A 14,833-nucleotide genomic window follows, 5' to 3' on the forward strand; every position below is an offset into this window, starting at 1 on the left:
GGCGAAAACACTCTTACATCCCTCTTCTGGAGGTTAGTCGCAATCCTGTACGGAGGCATCTCAATCGACCCGCGCGATCGGGTGTTTCCCATGACAACGGCCGGGCCAGGCAGAGAGCCCGCCCTTGAGGGCTGCGACGAGCCGGACGACACGCTCGGCCTGGTGACGGGCCTGTCGGCGCCGGCCGCCGCGTGCGCCGCGGGGCCTCTGCCGCCACTCCAGCCGGCTTCCGCGAGCACGCCCGGGCTAACCGCCGCGGCCACTACCGCGGAGACGACACCGTGAACGGTATGAGTTCAGAATGAACTCGGACAGTCTCGGCACCGGACGCCATCCCACCCACCCCACCTGGCTGCTCGGCGTGCTCACCGTCCTCACGATGGTGACCGGCCTCGTCGACGCGATCAGCTACCTCGGGCTCGGTCACGTCTTCACCGCGAACATGACCGGCAATGTGGTGATCATCGCCTTCGCGCTGGTGGGAGCCACGGGGTTCTCCGTGTCCGCGTCTCTGCTCTCGCTGGCGGCGTTCGCCGTCGGGGCCGTAGCGGCAGGGCGCCTGGAGCTGGCGCTGCGCCGGCGGCCGCGCCACCATTGGCTGCGCACCTGCCTCGGAGTGGAGGCACTGCTGCTCGGCGCCGCCACGGCGGTCGCCTTCACCGCCTCGTCCGGGATCAGGTACTCCGTGATCGCCCTCACGGCAGTGGCCATGGGGATGCGCAACGGTACGGTGCGCAAGTTGGGCGTGCCGGATATGACGACGACGGTCCTGACCTTGACGGTCACCGGGCTTGCCTTCGACTCCCCCTTGGCCGGCGGCACCAATCTGCGCGCGCCACGACGCATCGTCACCGTCGTGGTCCTGCTTCTCGGGGCCATGCTGGGGGGCTGGCTCGTCCTCCAACACGACCTGGGCTGGCCGCTGTTGATCAGCGCGTTGAGCGTCGCCGTCACCGCTGCCGTGGTGCGGCCGGGCATCGGAGATGGCGGGTAGAACAGGCGGACGCGACCCTCGGACCGCCGGTGTCCGCCGACATCACCGGGGTGCGTCCGGCGTGCGGTCCACGGGAGTGACGGGAGCGACATGCCCGGTGTGCCTGCGCCGTGGTCCGGACCAGGGGGCGGGTACGGCGTCCAGGAGACGCGCGAAGTCGTAGGCGAGATCTTCGTAGTTGACCCGCCAGCCGCAGAAATACGGCCAGGCCTGCTCCGCGGTGCGCTCGACGGGGTAGCCGTACGCGGTGATGTGGGCGACCGCCTCGGCGAACTCCTCGTAGGTGAGTTGAATGGGCGTGTCGGGGGACGGATCCGGATCGAACGGAACACGCCAGACGCCGGCGATGTTGCGCAGGCAGACGAATCCGGCCCGCAGCGCGAGGCGGGCATCGCCCTGCGGCAGGCCGGGGTTGAGGGCGAGCTGCATGGCCGCGGCGTCCATGACCGCCAGCAGCGAGATCAGCCAGTTGTCGCCGGAGCGCGGCGAGCGGAAGCGGCTGAGCACCACATAGCTGGTGTGGCTCTCGCTGACCTGGGCCGACCACCGCTCCCAGGCTCGGAACAACTCCCCCACGCGGTCGGTCAGACCGATCTGTGCGTAGCGGGCCAGGATCTCCGGCCCCCAGGGCGGGCTGCCGGCCCGTGCCTGCAGCATCGTCACCTCCTCCTCGCGGCGGGAGTAGGCGCTGTACAGCGCGGGCAGATAGCCGATCTGCAGGCCGATGATGATGGGGCCGGTCGCGGCCGCCACTACGTCGAGCACCGTGAGCTTCACGTGCCGGCTGCTGGCGAAGCCCAGGGTGAAGAACGCCACGCCCGTCTCCCTCAACGCGTCCCCCACACCGAAGCCGCTGACGGCGATCTGGAGCATCGAGTAACCCAGCCAGGCGGCGGCCAGCCAGCCGACCAGATGGAACACGACGGACAGGGCCGCCATCGGGGCCAGCACCCGCTCCCTGGCCTCGGTGCTGCGGCAGCGGTCCGCCAGGAACTGGAGCGGCACCTGCACCATCTTGTGCAGTACCCGCGTAAGGACGGACCGGGTGGCACGGGGGACCAGCAGGGTGCGCAGCACCGAGGAGAACGTCCCAAGGACGATCAGCGCACCGATGGCGCCGACCAGGACTCTCAAGAGGCCTCCCGCGTGAAGTGGGTCACGGCCACCCGCAAGCCTACCCGCGGTGACCCTCCGCGCACGCCGTCGCACGCGTCCCGCCCGGGGAAACGGCCCGGGCCGAGCACGGGCGCGGCCTGGCGATCGTCGACGACCTCGTCTCGGCCTGGTTTATCGCCCCCAGACACTCCGGGAGTGGAGAGAGCTGGAGCCGTGACCGGTACCGCACCGGCCCGACGGTGAGGGATGTCACCCGCCCACCATCCGGCGCGAACCCGGCATAGGGTGCAATCATCCAATTGTGCAACTTTCAACTTTCTTGCCCGGTCTTCCGCCGGTGCCCGCGGTCAGGCGAGTACACCGCCTCGTCGGCAGGTTCCGCCACCGGCGGCCCAGCCAGCTGGTCTACGGGATCAAGGCACTGACAGCGGCACTGACCGCCTGGGCCCTCGCGGGCCCGGCGGCTCCCGACGGGCGCGCCTACCTGGCGGTCGCCACAGCCCTGTTCATGGTCAACGCGTCCACGGTGTACCGCTCGGTCACCAACGCCCTGCAGAGCATCGCGACAAAGGTCGTCGGCCTGGTCCTCGCCTTGATGACCGTTCGGCTGCTGGGGCCGACCGCGGGCGCCATCGCGGTCATCGCCCTGCTCACGGTCCTGGCGGGCCCCCGCCGCACGACCGAGGGACGCCTGCAGGTCGCCTCCACCGCGGTCGTCGCGCTGGCTGTGATGGCGGGCGATCCGATGGGCGGCCTGGTCGCACCCGCGCTCCAGACACTGGTCGGCGCGGCCGTCGGCATCGCGGTCAACGCCCTGGTGCTGCCTCCGCTGCACGTGGACGAGTCCGACTCCGCCGTAAGGACCCTCGCCCACACCCTCGGGGAACTGCTTCACGACATGGGTGCCGGCCTGGCCCAGGGGGAGTTGCGCTCCAAAGCCCATGGCTGGCTGCACCGGGGGCGCCGACTCGAAAAGCACCTGGCGTTCGCCCAGGAACAGGTGCGCCAGGCCGACGAGAGTCTGCGCTGGAACGCGCGCTGCGTCACGCACGCCCGACACTGCAGCGTGACGCACGGGGAGCTGTTCAGCACCCTGCGCGGGGTGTCACTCCAGGTGCGTGGAATCGCACGGACCCTCGCCGACAGCGCCTACGACCACCACCCCGACCGCCATCCGGGCCTCCAGTTCCTGGACCGCTACGCCGAGATCCTGCAACTGGCGGGTGCGGTGGTCCATGGTCTGGTCGACGACCTGCGCGCGGAAGACGACCCCACAGACGCTCGCGAACGGCTGCAGAAGGCGATCGAGGACGTGCTGGCCTGGCACGAGACCATGACCGATCTGGTCGGCCGGGGAACCCTCACCAGGCCAGGCGCGTGGCACGTCTACGGCTCGCTCATGACGGACATGGAGCGGTTGTTGGCCGATCTGGAGTACGTAGGCGCGCACCGATGGCAAGGTCAGCCGGTGATGACGTCGTGGATCTCGGCGACATAGCCGCCGGGGAACTTCACGACGGCGCTGTGGCGGCCACCCGAGAGATGGGGACCCGACAGCACCGTGGCGCCGGCGGCCTTGGCCTTGCCCAGCGTCGTCGCGAGGTTCGCCACCCTGTAGCCGGTGATCTCGTGCCCGTACGGGTAGGGCAGGTGGCCGTTGGTCACCGAGACGACGGTCCGGCCGAACGGGGAGGTGATGCGGATCCTGCGGAACGTCTGCCCAGGCAGCCCGATCTCGCTCGCGTTCGCCTTCAGGACGTCCGACTCGACCGACCCGCTGGTGAACCTCAGATAGGAGCTCAGAAACGCGCTCACCGCGTCCGCGGACAGGTACACCCGGTTCTCCGGGATGGTCTGCAGCGGCGCGTACGCCGGTGCCGTGGTGTGCCAGTACAGCTGGGTGTTGACCCCGCCGGGGAACTGGATGACCGCGTCTTGGCCCACCGGGTCGGGGAAGGGGGACACGATGACCTTGGCCCCGCTGGCCCGGGCCTGCTGGATCCCCGCGGGCATGCTCGTCATCAGCCACCCGGTGCGCTCCGTCCCGAACGGGAACGGGATGGGCGTCTGGAAGTCGAAGACCGACAGGGTGCCGACGGGCGAGAAGATGAGCTGGGACTTGGTCCGGCTCGGGGTGGGGGTGACATCGGCGACCGAAGCGGTGCTGGTGGTGCCGCCGAAGGTGGCCTTCCAGGCAGCGGCGAAGGCCGGCGTCGTACCGGGCCGGACGTACACGTGTGTCGTGTTGTACTGCGTGCCGACCGCTATTCGGGAGCCGGTCTGGACGGCCCTCGACGGGGTGTCCGCCACCGTCGACGCCATGTGCCCGGCCAGCAGGCCGGCGGTGGCGGCGATCGGCAGAACGTAGGCGAGAACACGATTCCTCATGGGGCTCCTCCGATTCGAGGCTGCTGCCAGGAATTTCCTCGGCCCGCGCCACTCCCTGCCCGGGCCGGTGCAGCGAAACCGGCGACTACGCAAGGGAATCGCATGCCGACAAAGCGTAATCACGGCGACGCGGCGGCGCATGCCGAGGGAGCAGCGCACCGCGGCCACCACCGCATGCCAGGCCGGGCTGTGCGCCCGTGCGGTCGGCCCCGCCACCGGGCGGGCCGGACCCACCCGGCGGCGCGGGACTCCGTCATGGCGGGCCGGCCCTGTTGCCCTGGGCCGTCGGCAGTACGGCGTCGTCTACGACCACCAGGCACGTGACACGTGGACGGCACGAGGAAGCAGGTCCCCAGTCGCGCGCATCACGATTGACTAGTCGGCATCACGCCCGAGCGGGGCTCGGTTGATCGCCGAAAGCGGTTCGTTCACGACAAAGACTCGCCCACGGATGTCGGTGACACCCCAGGCCTGCAGCCGTTCGGTGTGCTTGGCCAAGTACTTCCGCGCGGTGGCCTCGGACTCAAAGAGGTAGATGCCTCCCGCCTCGCCGGCCTCGCTGTTCTCGGTCCAGATCTTCCAGACCATCCCCGGCTCGCGGTTGATGCTCTCGGCCAGTTCCCGGTACTCGGTCGCCATCGAATCTCCGAAGGGACCGCTACTCGGGAAGTCGACCTGGAGGATGTACATCGTGGGCAACGGCATGTTCGTTCCTTTGCATCGTGTCGTGCTTGTACGTTGCTGCGGCGGCGCGCCGGCACGTCAGGAGACACCACGGGACGACAGGCGTACGAGGCGCTCCGCGGCACAGGGCCACACCACGCAGCCACTCCTCCAGACGGGCGTCCTCCTTGGGCGCGCCCCGCGGCCAGACGCGGTGGACGAACACCGGCTCGCCGTCCTCCGGAGAGGTCTCTTCGTAGCTTCGCTGGTAGGCGACCTGCCTGGCCATGACGGTACCGCCAGGCCCATCGGTCAGCCCGACCAGGAGACCGGTCGACGACTGCCGCCGCAACAACACCGCCAGCACGCCCAATTGGGACATGTTGACTAATTTGGCAGGATGGCCGATGGGAGCAGGCTGGGAGCCTGGCCGCCGGGAGAGGAACACCGCATGCCCACCAGAAACCCGGAGGAACAAGACGACTTTCCCGTGGTGACGGCCCCTCGGGCCCATACGGTGCGGGACCTGGATTCGGTAGTGGCGACCTGCCGGGCCTGCCCACGGCTGGTGGCTTGGCGGGAGGACGTCGCCAGGGTCAAGCGCAGGGCTTTCATGGACTGGGACTATTGGGCGCGTCCAGTGCCTGGCTTCGGACCTCCGGACGCACCACTGGTCATCATCGGGCTGGCGCCGGCCGCGCACGGCGGCAATCGCACCGGGCGCATCTTCACCGGTGACCCGTCCGGCGACGCCCTCTACGCCGCGCTCTACGACATCGGGCTCTGCTCCCAACCGACCTCCACCCACCGCGACGACGGCATGGAGCTGTACGGGGTACGGATCACCGTTCCGGTGCACTGCGCACCTCCCGACAACCGGCCCACCACCACCGAACGCGATACCTGCCGCCCGTGGCTCGTCCACGAGTTGGAACTGCTGCGGCCGACCCTACGGACGTTCGTGGCCCTCGGCGCCTTCGCATGGCAGGCACTGCTGCCCGTGCTGGCCGGCGCCGGATGGCGGCTGCCCCGACCACGCCCGGTCTTCGGGCACGGCGCCGAAGCCTTGATCGTCGACCCACAGGGCGAACGGGAGGTGTGCCTGATCGGCACCTACCACCCCAGTCAGCGCAACATGTCCACCCGCACCCTCACCCCCACCATGCTCCGCGACGTGCTGCGCCGAGCCGCGGAGGTCGCCGGGCTACCGACCCGCGACTGAGCGCCGCGTCGAGGCGCCTGAGCGGCCACCGTCGACCGAGAGTGTGGCCAAGACCCGGCTCGCTGCGCGCCGCTGCCGGGTTCGCGGCCGCGGGTTCCCTCGCGGGGAACGGTGTTGCACCGGATCGCGCGGCTGGGCGCGGTGGCCTCGGTCGCAGCGCGGGAGGGAAACGAGACGGCTCGTCCGCTGCGGTCGGCCGGGGGCCCGCCCGCAATCACCAGGCTGTTGGAGCAAGTCCGGATCGATCACACACCGGTGGAGGTGAGCGTGGCCGACGAACAGCACCGACCGCCGATCGGGCCGACAGCGAAAAGAGGGCTCTCCTGTCGTATGTGCGGGTCGGACTGTCGCGAGTTGGCGGCCGGGGAGGGCGGAGCCGGCGCCGCGCACGGCCGCGGCGCCATCAGGGCGCGGACGGAATTCCGCGTCAGCCCCGGCCGAGGACGCAGAACTCGTTGCCCGCCGGGTCGGCCAGGACGACCCAGGAGACGTCCCCCTGACCCACGTCGGCCCGTATCGCGCCGAGGCCTTCGAGCCGGGCGACCTCCCTCGCCTGATCCTCGACGGGGTCGGACATCACGTCGAGATGGACGCGGTTCCATACGACCTCGTCGTCGGGCGTGCGGCGGAACTCCAGGTACGGCCCGACGCCCTTGACTGAGCGCAGCAGGGCGCGGTCGTCGGTCAGCTCGTGGACGGTCCAGTCGAGCGCCTCGCCCCAGAACCGGACCATGGCCCGTGGGTCCGCGCAGGCGACGACCACGGCGGCTATCGGTCCGGTGTCCCGGTAGCGCGCCCGGGGCTCCAAGATGCTGAACACGTTGCCTTCCGGGTCGGCCATCACCGTCCAGGGCGCGTCGTCCTGGCCCACATCAGCGAGCGTCGCCCCGAGTTCCTTCAGACGTGCGACCAACTCCGCCTGATGGGCGTCGGAGGTGGTGGCGAGCTCGATGTGCACGCGGCACTTCACCGTCTCCGGGTCCGGGACGCGGACGAGGTCGATGCAGACGGCGGACGGGTTGGGCCAGTCGAAGCCCGCGGGTTCCAGGTTGGTGACGCCGGGCCCTTCGCTGGAAACTCCCCAGTCGAGCGCCTCCGCCCAGAACTGGCCGAGCGTCGAGTCGTCCCGGGCCTTGAAGTTCACCTGAACAAGTTGCAGCGTCATACCGCACACGCTAGGCGACCACCCATCGGGCGGGCACGCGAAATTCCGAGCGACGCCACCCCGGACAGCGCCCCCACCGTCCGGACAGTGCCTGCCCCCAACGCCTGAGCTGGACATCTCTCCTACGAAACGGGCTCCTCCCCGGAAGCACAGTCGAGCGCCGCGATCAGCTCCTGGAAACCCTGCGCCCGGGACGACAACGACGCCGCTCACGGGAGGACCACCTGGAACAAGCCAATCACAGCGTCCAGTTCGAAGTCACTTCTCGATCGAAGAGATCAGTCATCATTCCGCCCACGACGGGAAATTGCCGGAAATGGTCAGATGCAAGCGATCGCCCCCCATCCTCGATCCCACAGGCCCCGCTTCCCCCGAAGGCCGATTGAGGTAACCGTCCGTATTGAATCTGGTGCACACGGGCACGGGTGGGCTCCCATGGCATGGCGGGGAGAAACATCACCGCCCTGCAGTGACACTCGGAGGCTCGGGAATGGCTCAACTCCCCCTACACAAGCGCATCGGCGGCTCCCTCGCAGGCACCGCCCTCGTCTTCTCGTTCGCCGGACTGGGCGTACCGCCGGCTCAGGCGGCCACCCCCACGGCTTTGACGATGGACGGCTCCCGCGTCCTCGGTGTTCCCTACAACGGCGGCCGGTCACAGAGCTTCGTCATCGTCAGGCAGAGTGACGGCAGCTCAGGTATCCGCAACAAGTACTCCAAGCGGGCCCTCACGATGAACAAGTCCTCCGTCACCGGCCAGCCATACAAAGGCACCCAGACGCAGAGCTTCTACATCGTCAAGCAGCGCGACGGCAGCTCAGGCATCCGCAACAAGTACTCCGGCCTGGCCCTCACCATGGACCGCTCCGACGTCAGCGGCAAGCCCTACAAGGGCAGCCGGTCCCAGAGCTTCAAACTCGTCAAGCAGCGCGACGGCAGCCAGGGCATCCGCGCGTTCTACAACTAGCCAAGGCACAACCGTCAGCGGCAGCCGGACCGCAGGCAGCAGCGGCGGAATGGCCGGCTCGGTCCGTATACCGTGGATCAGCCGCGCGGCGAACCTCCGGGAGGCGGCCACCGCTGCGGCCGGCGAGGTGGTCCGGATGCCACCTTCGGCCATGAGCACCACGACCAGGTCTTCCAGGACGAAGTCCGGGCGCAGCTTGCACCCGCCTTGGCCCGGCGGGCGAGTTCGGCGCCATTGCCCAGTGCCCGATCCCGGTCCACGGCGGAGTCGATCGCGTGCGGGAAGGCCGAGACGAACGCCGCGGTGAAACCCCGATCCTGCGCGTGCAAGTCCGCCCGGGTCACCACCTCGCAGCCGACTGACCTCGCCGTCCAAGGACAGCTGTTCCTGGAAATCAACGAAGCCAGCCGCGACCGCGGGCCGAGCGGGCCAGTACGCGGGAGGAGGGAACAACTGCGTTGAGACAATCACTGGATGACCAGCAATGAGATTCGGTTCGACTGCCAACAACGGGGCGACGGCGGCATGCTCGTGGTCCTCCCCCGCATCGACGGAGCGCCACTCACCGAGCTGATCGACAGCTTCGAGATCGCCGCTGGGATGCAGCCCGCAGGCGACGCCTACGGTGGTCTGATCCCGGAGTTCTTCCGGTTCGGCCCGATGCGGGATCACTTCCTCGGACGGTCCACCACCGCGCGGAGGCCGAAGACACCCGTTCTCGGTTGTGAATGCGGCGAGTGGGGATGCTGGCCGCTCATGGCCCGCATCACCACGACAGCCGACCTCGTGATCTGGGACTCCTTCGAGCAGCCTCATCGCAAGACCCGCGACTACACGACCTTCGGTCCGTTCCAGTTCGACCGTCACCCATACGATGACGCCCTGCGCGCGCTGAACGCCGCAATCGGCTCCGACGAGACGTGATCCGCACCCGCCGGCACCAGGGTCCATTTCGAAAGTGGATCTCGGTCGTGCGGTGATCGTGGCGCGTGGAGACCTGACAGACGCACAGTGGGCCCTGCTGGAACCGCTGTTACCCAAGAGGAAGAGGCCGGGACGTCCGCCGAGGTGGACGAAGCGACAGCTCATCAACGGGATCCGCTTCCGCACCCGCACCGGTGTCCCTACGAGGCGACCATCCTCGTCGCGGCCATCAACGGGTGGCGGTAACGGCCCCCTCCCGTGTGCGTGGGCGGGCGCTGTGCACGACGGCGACGGCCGAGAGGGCCACCGTCAGTCCGATGGCGGTCTGGAGGGTGAACGGTTCGCCGAACATGGCGGCGCCCCAGACGGCCGTGACGGGCGCCATGAGGAACATGAGCGTGTTGACTTTGGTGATCCCAGACCGTCGCAGGGTGAGCCAGTACAGTCCGTACCCGCCGAAGGTGGACAGGGTCACGAGCCAGGCGATCGCGGCCCAGAACCAGGGCTCGGCGGGCGGTTTCGCGGCTCCGGTGCATGTGGCGAGTGCGGTGAAGACGGCGGCGCTGGTGGTGCAGTGGATGGTCATCGACACCGCGGGGGCGACCTGTGTGCGCGAGCGGCCTTCGAGGAAGGTGGCCGCTACGAGCGAGAGCATGCCGAGGAACGGTATGAGGTAGGCCCACCAGGCCGCGCCGGTGGTGGCTGTGGCGTCGGCCGTGGTGACGAGGGCGACGCCGCCGATCCCCAGGCACAGGCCGAGCCACTGGGTGCGGGTGACGTACTGGCGCAGAAGCGGTCCGGCGAGTGCTCCGGCGACCAGGGGCTGGATGCCGTCGATCAGGGCAGTGGTGCCGGTGGACACGCCGAGTTGGATCGCGGAGAAGACGGTCAGCAGGTAGCCGCTCTGCGACAGCACCCCGATCACGGCCTGCCGGGCCACGTCCCGTGCCGTGAGCCGTCGCCACGACGTCCTGGCGCTGAACGCGGCGACGGCGAGCAGGATGGCCGCCAGCGGCAGGAAGCGCCACATCAGGAGCGTGACCGCAGGCGCGCTGTCCGCGCCGAGTTTGGCTCCGATGAACCCGGAACTCCAGCAGAGCACGAAGGCGATCGAGAGCAGGGCGTTCACATGATCCTCTCTGGTATACAGATCGGTCTACCCGGCTGAGTATACAGATCGGTATACTCGATGCCGTGGAGACTGTGGAGAGGCTGCGACGCAGCGCGATGACGCCAGCCGCACTGCGCGTCCTGGAGGCCGCTGCGAGGCTGTTCTACGAGCGCGGCATCCATGCCGTCGGAGTGGATCTGATCGCCGCCGAGGCCGGGGTGACGAAGAAGACGCTCTACGACCGCTTCGGCTCCAAAGAGCAGATCGTCGTCGACTACCTCGCCGACCGCGACGAACGCTGGCGGGCATGCGTCACCGAGCGGCTCGAACGTATGGAGCCGGGATCCGTCGACCGCGTCCTCGCGGTCTTCGACGCCTCCAAGGCGTGGATGGCCGACAGCAGCCCCAAGGGGTGCAGCATGGTCAACGCGCACGCAGAGATCAGCGACGCGTCCCACCCCGCGTACGCGATCATCACCGGCCAGAAGAAGTGGATGCTCACCCTGTTCACCGACCTGGTCCGGGAGTTCGCCCCGGACCAGGCCCGCGAGCTGGCCGGCACACTCATGCTGCTTCACGAGGGAGCCCTGGTCGCCCACGGCCTGCGCATCTTCCCGGACCCGATCGGTCGCGCCCGTGATCAGGCGAGCGAACTCCTCAGCGGCCTCGGTGCCGGTGGGGATAGCTCTGCATAACGCGTCAGAAATGTTCCGTGGGTGTCCCCTTCAAGTGGTCGAGATCAGTGTTTTTGAAACACGCCCCAGCAGAGAAGCTTGCGCCAGACACTCACTCCTGCGACCAGATCCGGTCCAGCGGCTGCGGCTGGTCGACATCCGCGGCAACCTCATCGCCCGCACCGACATGCTCATGCACCGCCCGTTGCCGGACGACACCGATCTGGCCCGCGCTATCGCAGTCCTGGCCCGTGCTCAGCAGGACGCCACCTGGAACCGGCAGCAGATCGCCAACCAGCTCCGCTCCCTACTGCGCGAGTACTATCCCGCTGCCCTGGATGCCTTCGCCGGATGGCAGAACGGCCTATGCCGCCCCGAAGCCCGCGAACTGCTCAAGGTGGCGCCGACGCCGGCACAGGCCGCGCGGCTCACCCGCGCCCAGCTCCGCTCCGCCCTCAAACGGGCCGGTCGCAGCCGCGGCATCGAAGCAGAGTCCGAGCGGCTCCGCGAGATCTTCCGGGGCGACTACGCAAGCCAGCCGTGGCTGATCGAGGACGCACTCGGCAAACAGACCCTCGCCCTCCTGAGACAGCTGGAAGCCGCCTGCCTCGCAGCTGACGAACTCACCGAGGCGGTCGAGGCGTCTTTTCTCCAACACCCGGACGCCGAGGTGATCTTGAGCTTCCCCGGCCTCGAGGTTCAGCTCGGCGCCCGGGTACTCGCCGAGATCGGAGACGACCGTCAGCGGTTCGCCGACGCCCGCGGCATGAAGGCATACGCGGGATCCGCCCCCGTCACCCGCGCATCCGGGAAGAAACACCATGTCGGACGCCGCATGGTCAAGAATGACCGACTCAACCACGCCGGCTATCTGTGGGCCTTCTCCGCCCTGCGGTCCTCACCCGGAGCCGACGCCCACTACCGTCGCCGACGCAAGCAAGGAGACTGGCACGCAGCCGCCCAGCGGCACCTGTTCAACCGCATGATCGGCCAGCTCTACCACTGCATCCAGACCGGTGAACTGTTCGACGAGCACATCGCGTTCCCATCCCAACTGGCCGTAGCAGCTTGACAACTTGGCATCGTGAGGTCTCAGCTCTCCATGAATCGCCGGCGCCAATATCCGCAAGCACTGAACGGAGTTGCCAGCACGAGGTGAGAGCTGAGGGGGACGGACCTGCGGTCGAACTCGGCGTCCAACCTGGCAACGAGCCTGCCGAGGTCTGCCCGAGCACCACGGGGAAGCCACAGCAGCACGTCCTCCAGACGGTCTCGCGCAACCAGAGGATCACAGCAGCCGCAGCCCATCACCGGATCTGGCAGAACGCGCTCTGGTTGCCCCAGATACCACCGGCACTCCGCCAGGGCAGCGGCCACAGCCCCCAGCCACAGACGCTCTTCTTCCAACTTCCGGATCGCTACGCGAGTCGCCGCGGAAACACCACGGATCCGGCGAACCAGGACACCTCGTCTGGGCCGCCAACGCTCCGCGCGCAGCCCCTTCGGACGCCTACGCGGCATCGGCCTTTCGGATCAACATGCCGTCATCCTGCCACGGTCCGCACTACCCCCGCACGCGGCCACTGCGAGCCCGTGTCGCTTCACGTGCTCTTACTTCTTACTGATATCCCTGCACTCTCCGGACGACGAGTGATGCCGGAACCCATCAACATGTGCTCTCGCTCGAGACCTCCGCAGCCACACGCCCGCACACCGACTCCCGCGCGCTGTGCCGTTGCGCCGCCATGCCCTACCTCAACCCGCACGTGCCCAAGGACTGCGTAACCAGCTTCCACCGCCAGAGCCTGCCGGGCGGCAGGCTCGGCGGGAACACGGTGCCGGCGCCGCACAACAACCTCGTCGACGCGCTCGGCACGCACTGGGGTCCACCCGACTCCTTCACCGAGGCCGTACGCGTGCCGCACCGCTGCATCCGGCTGCTCTTCTGCACCGCAAACCTGATGCACAGCGCGCCGGCTACTGGGGCAGCCCCCTGGAGGACAAGCGGATGACCGCTGTCTTCTTCCGGACGGCCTGACCCCGATCGAGCCGCCGGGGCACACCCGATCCGGCGTGACCCATGGGTCCGGCGATCGCCTTCGCTTCAGCCCGCGTGGATGCGCCCGGACGCGTGCTCGTGCTCACAGGCATCGTCGATGCCGTACGTCTCCCAGGACGGGAACGGGTCGCACAGCCCGGTCACGGACTCGCCGTCCTTGAGGAGGCAGGCGGTGAGCCGTTCGGCCAGAGCCTCCTTGCGCAGGCCGGTGCCGATGAATACCAGTTCCTGCGCCTGCTGCTCCCCGCCGCGGACACCGGCCGGCTCGAAGCGTGCAACGACGCCGGCCTGGGACCACAGCCCAGTGACAACGGGGCGGGTGGCAAGCCGGAAGAATCCCTTGGAACGCAGGATGTCGCCGTACGCTCCACCGTCCAGCTCCTCGGCGACGAAGCGCCACAACTGCTCGGGGTGGAAGGGGCGTTCGGCGCGGAAGACGAGGCTGGAGATTCCGTACTCCTCGGTCTCCGGGACGTGGTCACCGTTGAGTTCGGCGACCCAGCCCGGGGCCTGCTGAGCCTTCTCCACGTCGAAACGCCCAGTGCCGAGAACGCAGGCCGGGTCGATCCGCCCGTGACTGACGGGCACGATCTGGGCGGAGGGATTCAGCCGGGCCAGAGTGGCTCGCAGCCGGTCGGCTTCCGCGTCGGTGACCAGATCGAGCTTGTTGAGCACGATGACGTCGGCGAACTCGACCTGATCCATCAGCAGATCGTTGACGGTGCGCTCGTCGTCCTCGTACTGGTCGAGGCCCCGCTCCGTCAGTTCGTCTCCGCGCGCCAGCTCGGGCAGAAAGTTGGCGGCGTCGACGACGGTGACCATGGTGTCCAGGGTCGCGACGTCCGCGAGCATCGCGCCGTCGTCGCGTGCGAAGGAGAACGTGGCGGCTACCGGCATGGGCTCGGAAATCCCGCTGGACTCGATGAGCAGGTAGTCGAACCGGCCTGCCGGGGCGAGCCGCTCCACCTCCTCCAGCAGGTCGTCCCGCAGCGTGCAGCAGATGCAGCCGTTGGTCATCTCCACCAACCGCTCCTCGGTACGGGACAGCTCCGCTCCCCCGTCCCGCACCAGCTCCGCATCGATGTTGACCTCGCTCATGTCATTCACGATCACCGCCACGCGCAGCCCCGCGCGGTTGTTCAGGACGTGATTGAGCAGCGTGGTCTTGCCCGCGCCGAGGAATCCGGACAGTACGGTGACGGGCAGACGGCGGTGGGGCGGAGCGGCGGGGGCTGACACGGGACGGCTTCCTCAGTTCTCGTACGGAGCGGGGTACGGGCGTGCGTGCTGCGGTGGCGGAGGGGCCGTCAATTCTTCCCGGGTAGCGGCAGCAACCCGCGTTCGTAGGCGCGCACGAGGCGCCGGGGCACCTGGTACTCGACACCGTCGACGTGGATCGGGGCGAGTTCCGGAGTGCTCGCCTTCCACTGCGCGCGGCGGTGGCGGGTGTTACTGCGGGACATCTTGCGCTTGGGCACAGCCACGGTCGAAACCTCCGGGAGACGAATCGGAAAGACGAGCAGGACACCCAACCTACATGAAAACGAATG

Annotated in this window: 14 protein-coding genes and 3 pseudogenes; 9 read left to right on the plus strand and 8 right to left on the minus strand. The window is 68.5% G+C overall.

Features of this window, described 5'->3' with window-relative positions; all coding sequences use genetic code 11:
• The first annotated feature begins 301 nt into the window (after positions 1 to 301).
• Entirely contained in the window at positions 302 to 994 is a 693-nt protein-coding gene (locus tag ACIQE0_RS28465; protein ID WP_402337516.1) for a YoaK family protein, read from the plus strand.
• Positions 995 to 1,036: 42 nt separating this feature from the next.
• Here the strand turns inward: ACIQE0_RS28465 and ACIQE0_RS28470 are convergent, their stop codons facing one another.
• Positions 1,037 to 2,128, minus strand: a complete 1,092-nt coding sequence (locus ACIQE0_RS28470; protein WP_366337629.1) for a hypothetical protein — start codon at positions 2,126 to 2,128, stop codon at positions 1,037 to 1,039.
• 319 nt (positions 2,129 to 2,447) lie between these two features.
• On the opposite strand from ACIQE0_RS28470, the gene ACIQE0_RS28475 reads away from it, so the two are divergent.
• Positions 2,448 to 3,608, plus strand: a complete 1,161-nt coding sequence (locus ACIQE0_RS28475) for an aromatic acid exporter family protein (protein ID WP_402337520.1) — start codon at positions 2,448 to 2,450, stop codon at positions 3,606 to 3,608.
• Here the strand turns inward: ACIQE0_RS28475 and ACIQE0_RS28480 are convergent.
• The 3 genes from ACIQE0_RS28480 to ACIQE0_RS28490 all read right to left on the minus strand — a co-directional run bounded on the left by ACIQE0_RS28480 (position 3,572) and on the right by ACIQE0_RS28490 (position 5,675).
• A complete protein-coding gene (locus ACIQE0_RS28480) occupies positions 3,572 to 4,498 on the minus strand; it encodes a glyoxalase (protein ID WP_402337523.1) in 927 nt (308 codons plus the stop codon). The two genes, ACIQE0_RS28475 and ACIQE0_RS28480, sit on opposite strands and share 37 nt — an antisense overlap.
• 375 nt (positions 4,499 to 4,873) lie before the next feature.
• Positions 4,874 to 5,203 carry a monooxygenase gene (locus ACIQE0_RS28485; protein WP_402337526.1) on the minus strand — a complete coding sequence of 110 codons (330 nt, stop codon included), beginning with the start codon at positions 5,201 to 5,203 and terminating at the stop codon, positions 4,874 to 4,876.
• Positions 5,157 to 5,675: a hypothetical protein gene (locus ACIQE0_RS28490; RefSeq protein ID WP_402337529.1), complete on the minus strand. Its 519-nt coding sequence runs from the start codon at positions 5,673 to 5,675 to the stop codon at positions 5,157 to 5,159. The genes ACIQE0_RS28485 and ACIQE0_RS28490 overlap by 47 nt, the downstream gene beginning before the upstream one ends.
• Between ACIQE0_RS28490 and ACIQE0_RS28495 the strand changes: the two genes are divergently transcribed.
• Positions 5,613 to 6,383, plus strand: coding sequence for a uracil-DNA glycosylase (locus ACIQE0_RS28495; protein ID WP_402337532.1), 771 nt, complete (start codon positions 5,613 to 5,615; stop codon positions 6,381 to 6,383). The genes ACIQE0_RS28490 and ACIQE0_RS28495 overlap by 63 nt on opposite strands.
• A 427-nt stretch (positions 6,384 to 6,810) precedes the next feature.
• Here the strand turns inward: ACIQE0_RS28495 and ACIQE0_RS28500 are convergent, their stop codons facing one another.
• The gene (locus tag ACIQE0_RS28500) at positions 6,811 to 7,548 is read right to left on the minus strand and encodes a VOC family protein (RefSeq protein WP_402337534.1); all 738 of its coding nucleotides are present in this window, start codon (positions 7,546 to 7,548) and stop codon (positions 6,811 to 6,813) included.
• 490 nt (positions 7,549 to 8,038) lie between these two features.
• Here ACIQE0_RS28500 and ACIQE0_RS28505 point away from each other — a divergent pair, with 490 nt between their 5' ends.
• From ACIQE0_RS28505 to ACIQE0_RS28515, 3 genes and pseudogenes are all read left to right on the plus strand, one after another.
• Positions 8,039 to 8,515 (plus strand): RICIN domain-containing protein, encoded by a 477-nt coding sequence (locus ACIQE0_RS28505; RefSeq protein WP_402337536.1) that lies wholly within the window; start codon positions 8,039 to 8,041, stop codon positions 8,513 to 8,515.
• Between the two features lie 474 nt (positions 8,516 to 8,989).
• Complete coding sequence (locus tag ACIQE0_RS28510; RefSeq protein WP_366337616.1) at positions 8,990 to 9,439, plus strand: hypothetical protein; 450 nt, start codon at positions 8,990 to 8,992, stop codon at positions 9,437 to 9,439.
• A 58-nt stretch (positions 9,440 to 9,497) separates the two neighbouring features.
• Positions 9,498 to 9,629: pseudogene (locus tag ACIQE0_RS28515) on the plus strand (transposase); the annotation flags it as partial.
• A gap of 39 nt (positions 9,630 to 9,668) precedes the next feature.
• Here the strand turns inward: ACIQE0_RS28515 and ACIQE0_RS28520 are convergent.
• Complete coding sequence (locus tag ACIQE0_RS28520) at positions 9,669 to 10,568, minus strand: DMT family transporter (RefSeq protein WP_402337540.1); 900 nt, start codon at positions 10,566 to 10,568, stop codon at positions 9,669 to 9,671.
• 98 nt (positions 10,569 to 10,666) lie between these two features.
• Here ACIQE0_RS28520 and ACIQE0_RS28525 point away from each other — a divergent pair, with 98 nt between their 5' ends.
• The 3 genes and pseudogenes from ACIQE0_RS28525 to ACIQE0_RS28535 all read left to right on the plus strand — a co-directional run.
• The gene (locus tag ACIQE0_RS28525) at positions 10,667 to 11,245 is read left to right on the plus strand and encodes a TetR/AcrR family transcriptional regulator (protein ID WP_402337631.1); all 579 of its coding nucleotides are present in this window, start codon (positions 10,667 to 10,669) and stop codon (positions 11,243 to 11,245) included.
• Positions 11,202 to 12,296: pseudogene (locus ACIQE0_RS28530) on the plus strand (transposase); the annotation flags it as partial. The gene ACIQE0_RS28525 and the pseudogene ACIQE0_RS28530, both read left to right, overlap by 44 nt.
• 628 nt (positions 12,297 to 12,924) lie before the next feature.
• A pseudogene (locus ACIQE0_RS28535) lies at positions 12,925 to 13,262 on the plus strand (hypothetical protein); the annotation flags it as partial.
• Positions 13,263 to 13,328: 66 nt separating this feature from the next.
• On the opposite strand, the gene ACIQE0_RS28540 reads toward ACIQE0_RS28535, so the two are convergent.
• Positions 13,329 to 14,522: a GTP-binding protein gene (locus ACIQE0_RS28540; protein WP_402337543.1), complete on the minus strand. Its 1,194-nt coding sequence runs from the start codon at positions 14,520 to 14,522 to the stop codon at positions 13,329 to 13,331.
• 68 nt (positions 14,523 to 14,590) lie between these two features.
• Positions 14,591 to 14,767 (minus strand): 50S ribosomal protein L32, encoded by a 177-nt coding sequence (rpmF, locus tag ACIQE0_RS28545; protein ID WP_366337610.1) that lies wholly within the window; start codon positions 14,765 to 14,767, stop codon positions 14,591 to 14,593.
• Positions 14,768 to 14,833 lie beyond the last annotated feature (66 nt).

Source organism: Streptomyces sp. NPDC093097 (assembly GCF_044754325.1).
GTDB lineage: Bacteria > Actinomycetota > Actinomycetes > Streptomycetales > Streptomycetaceae > Streptomyces.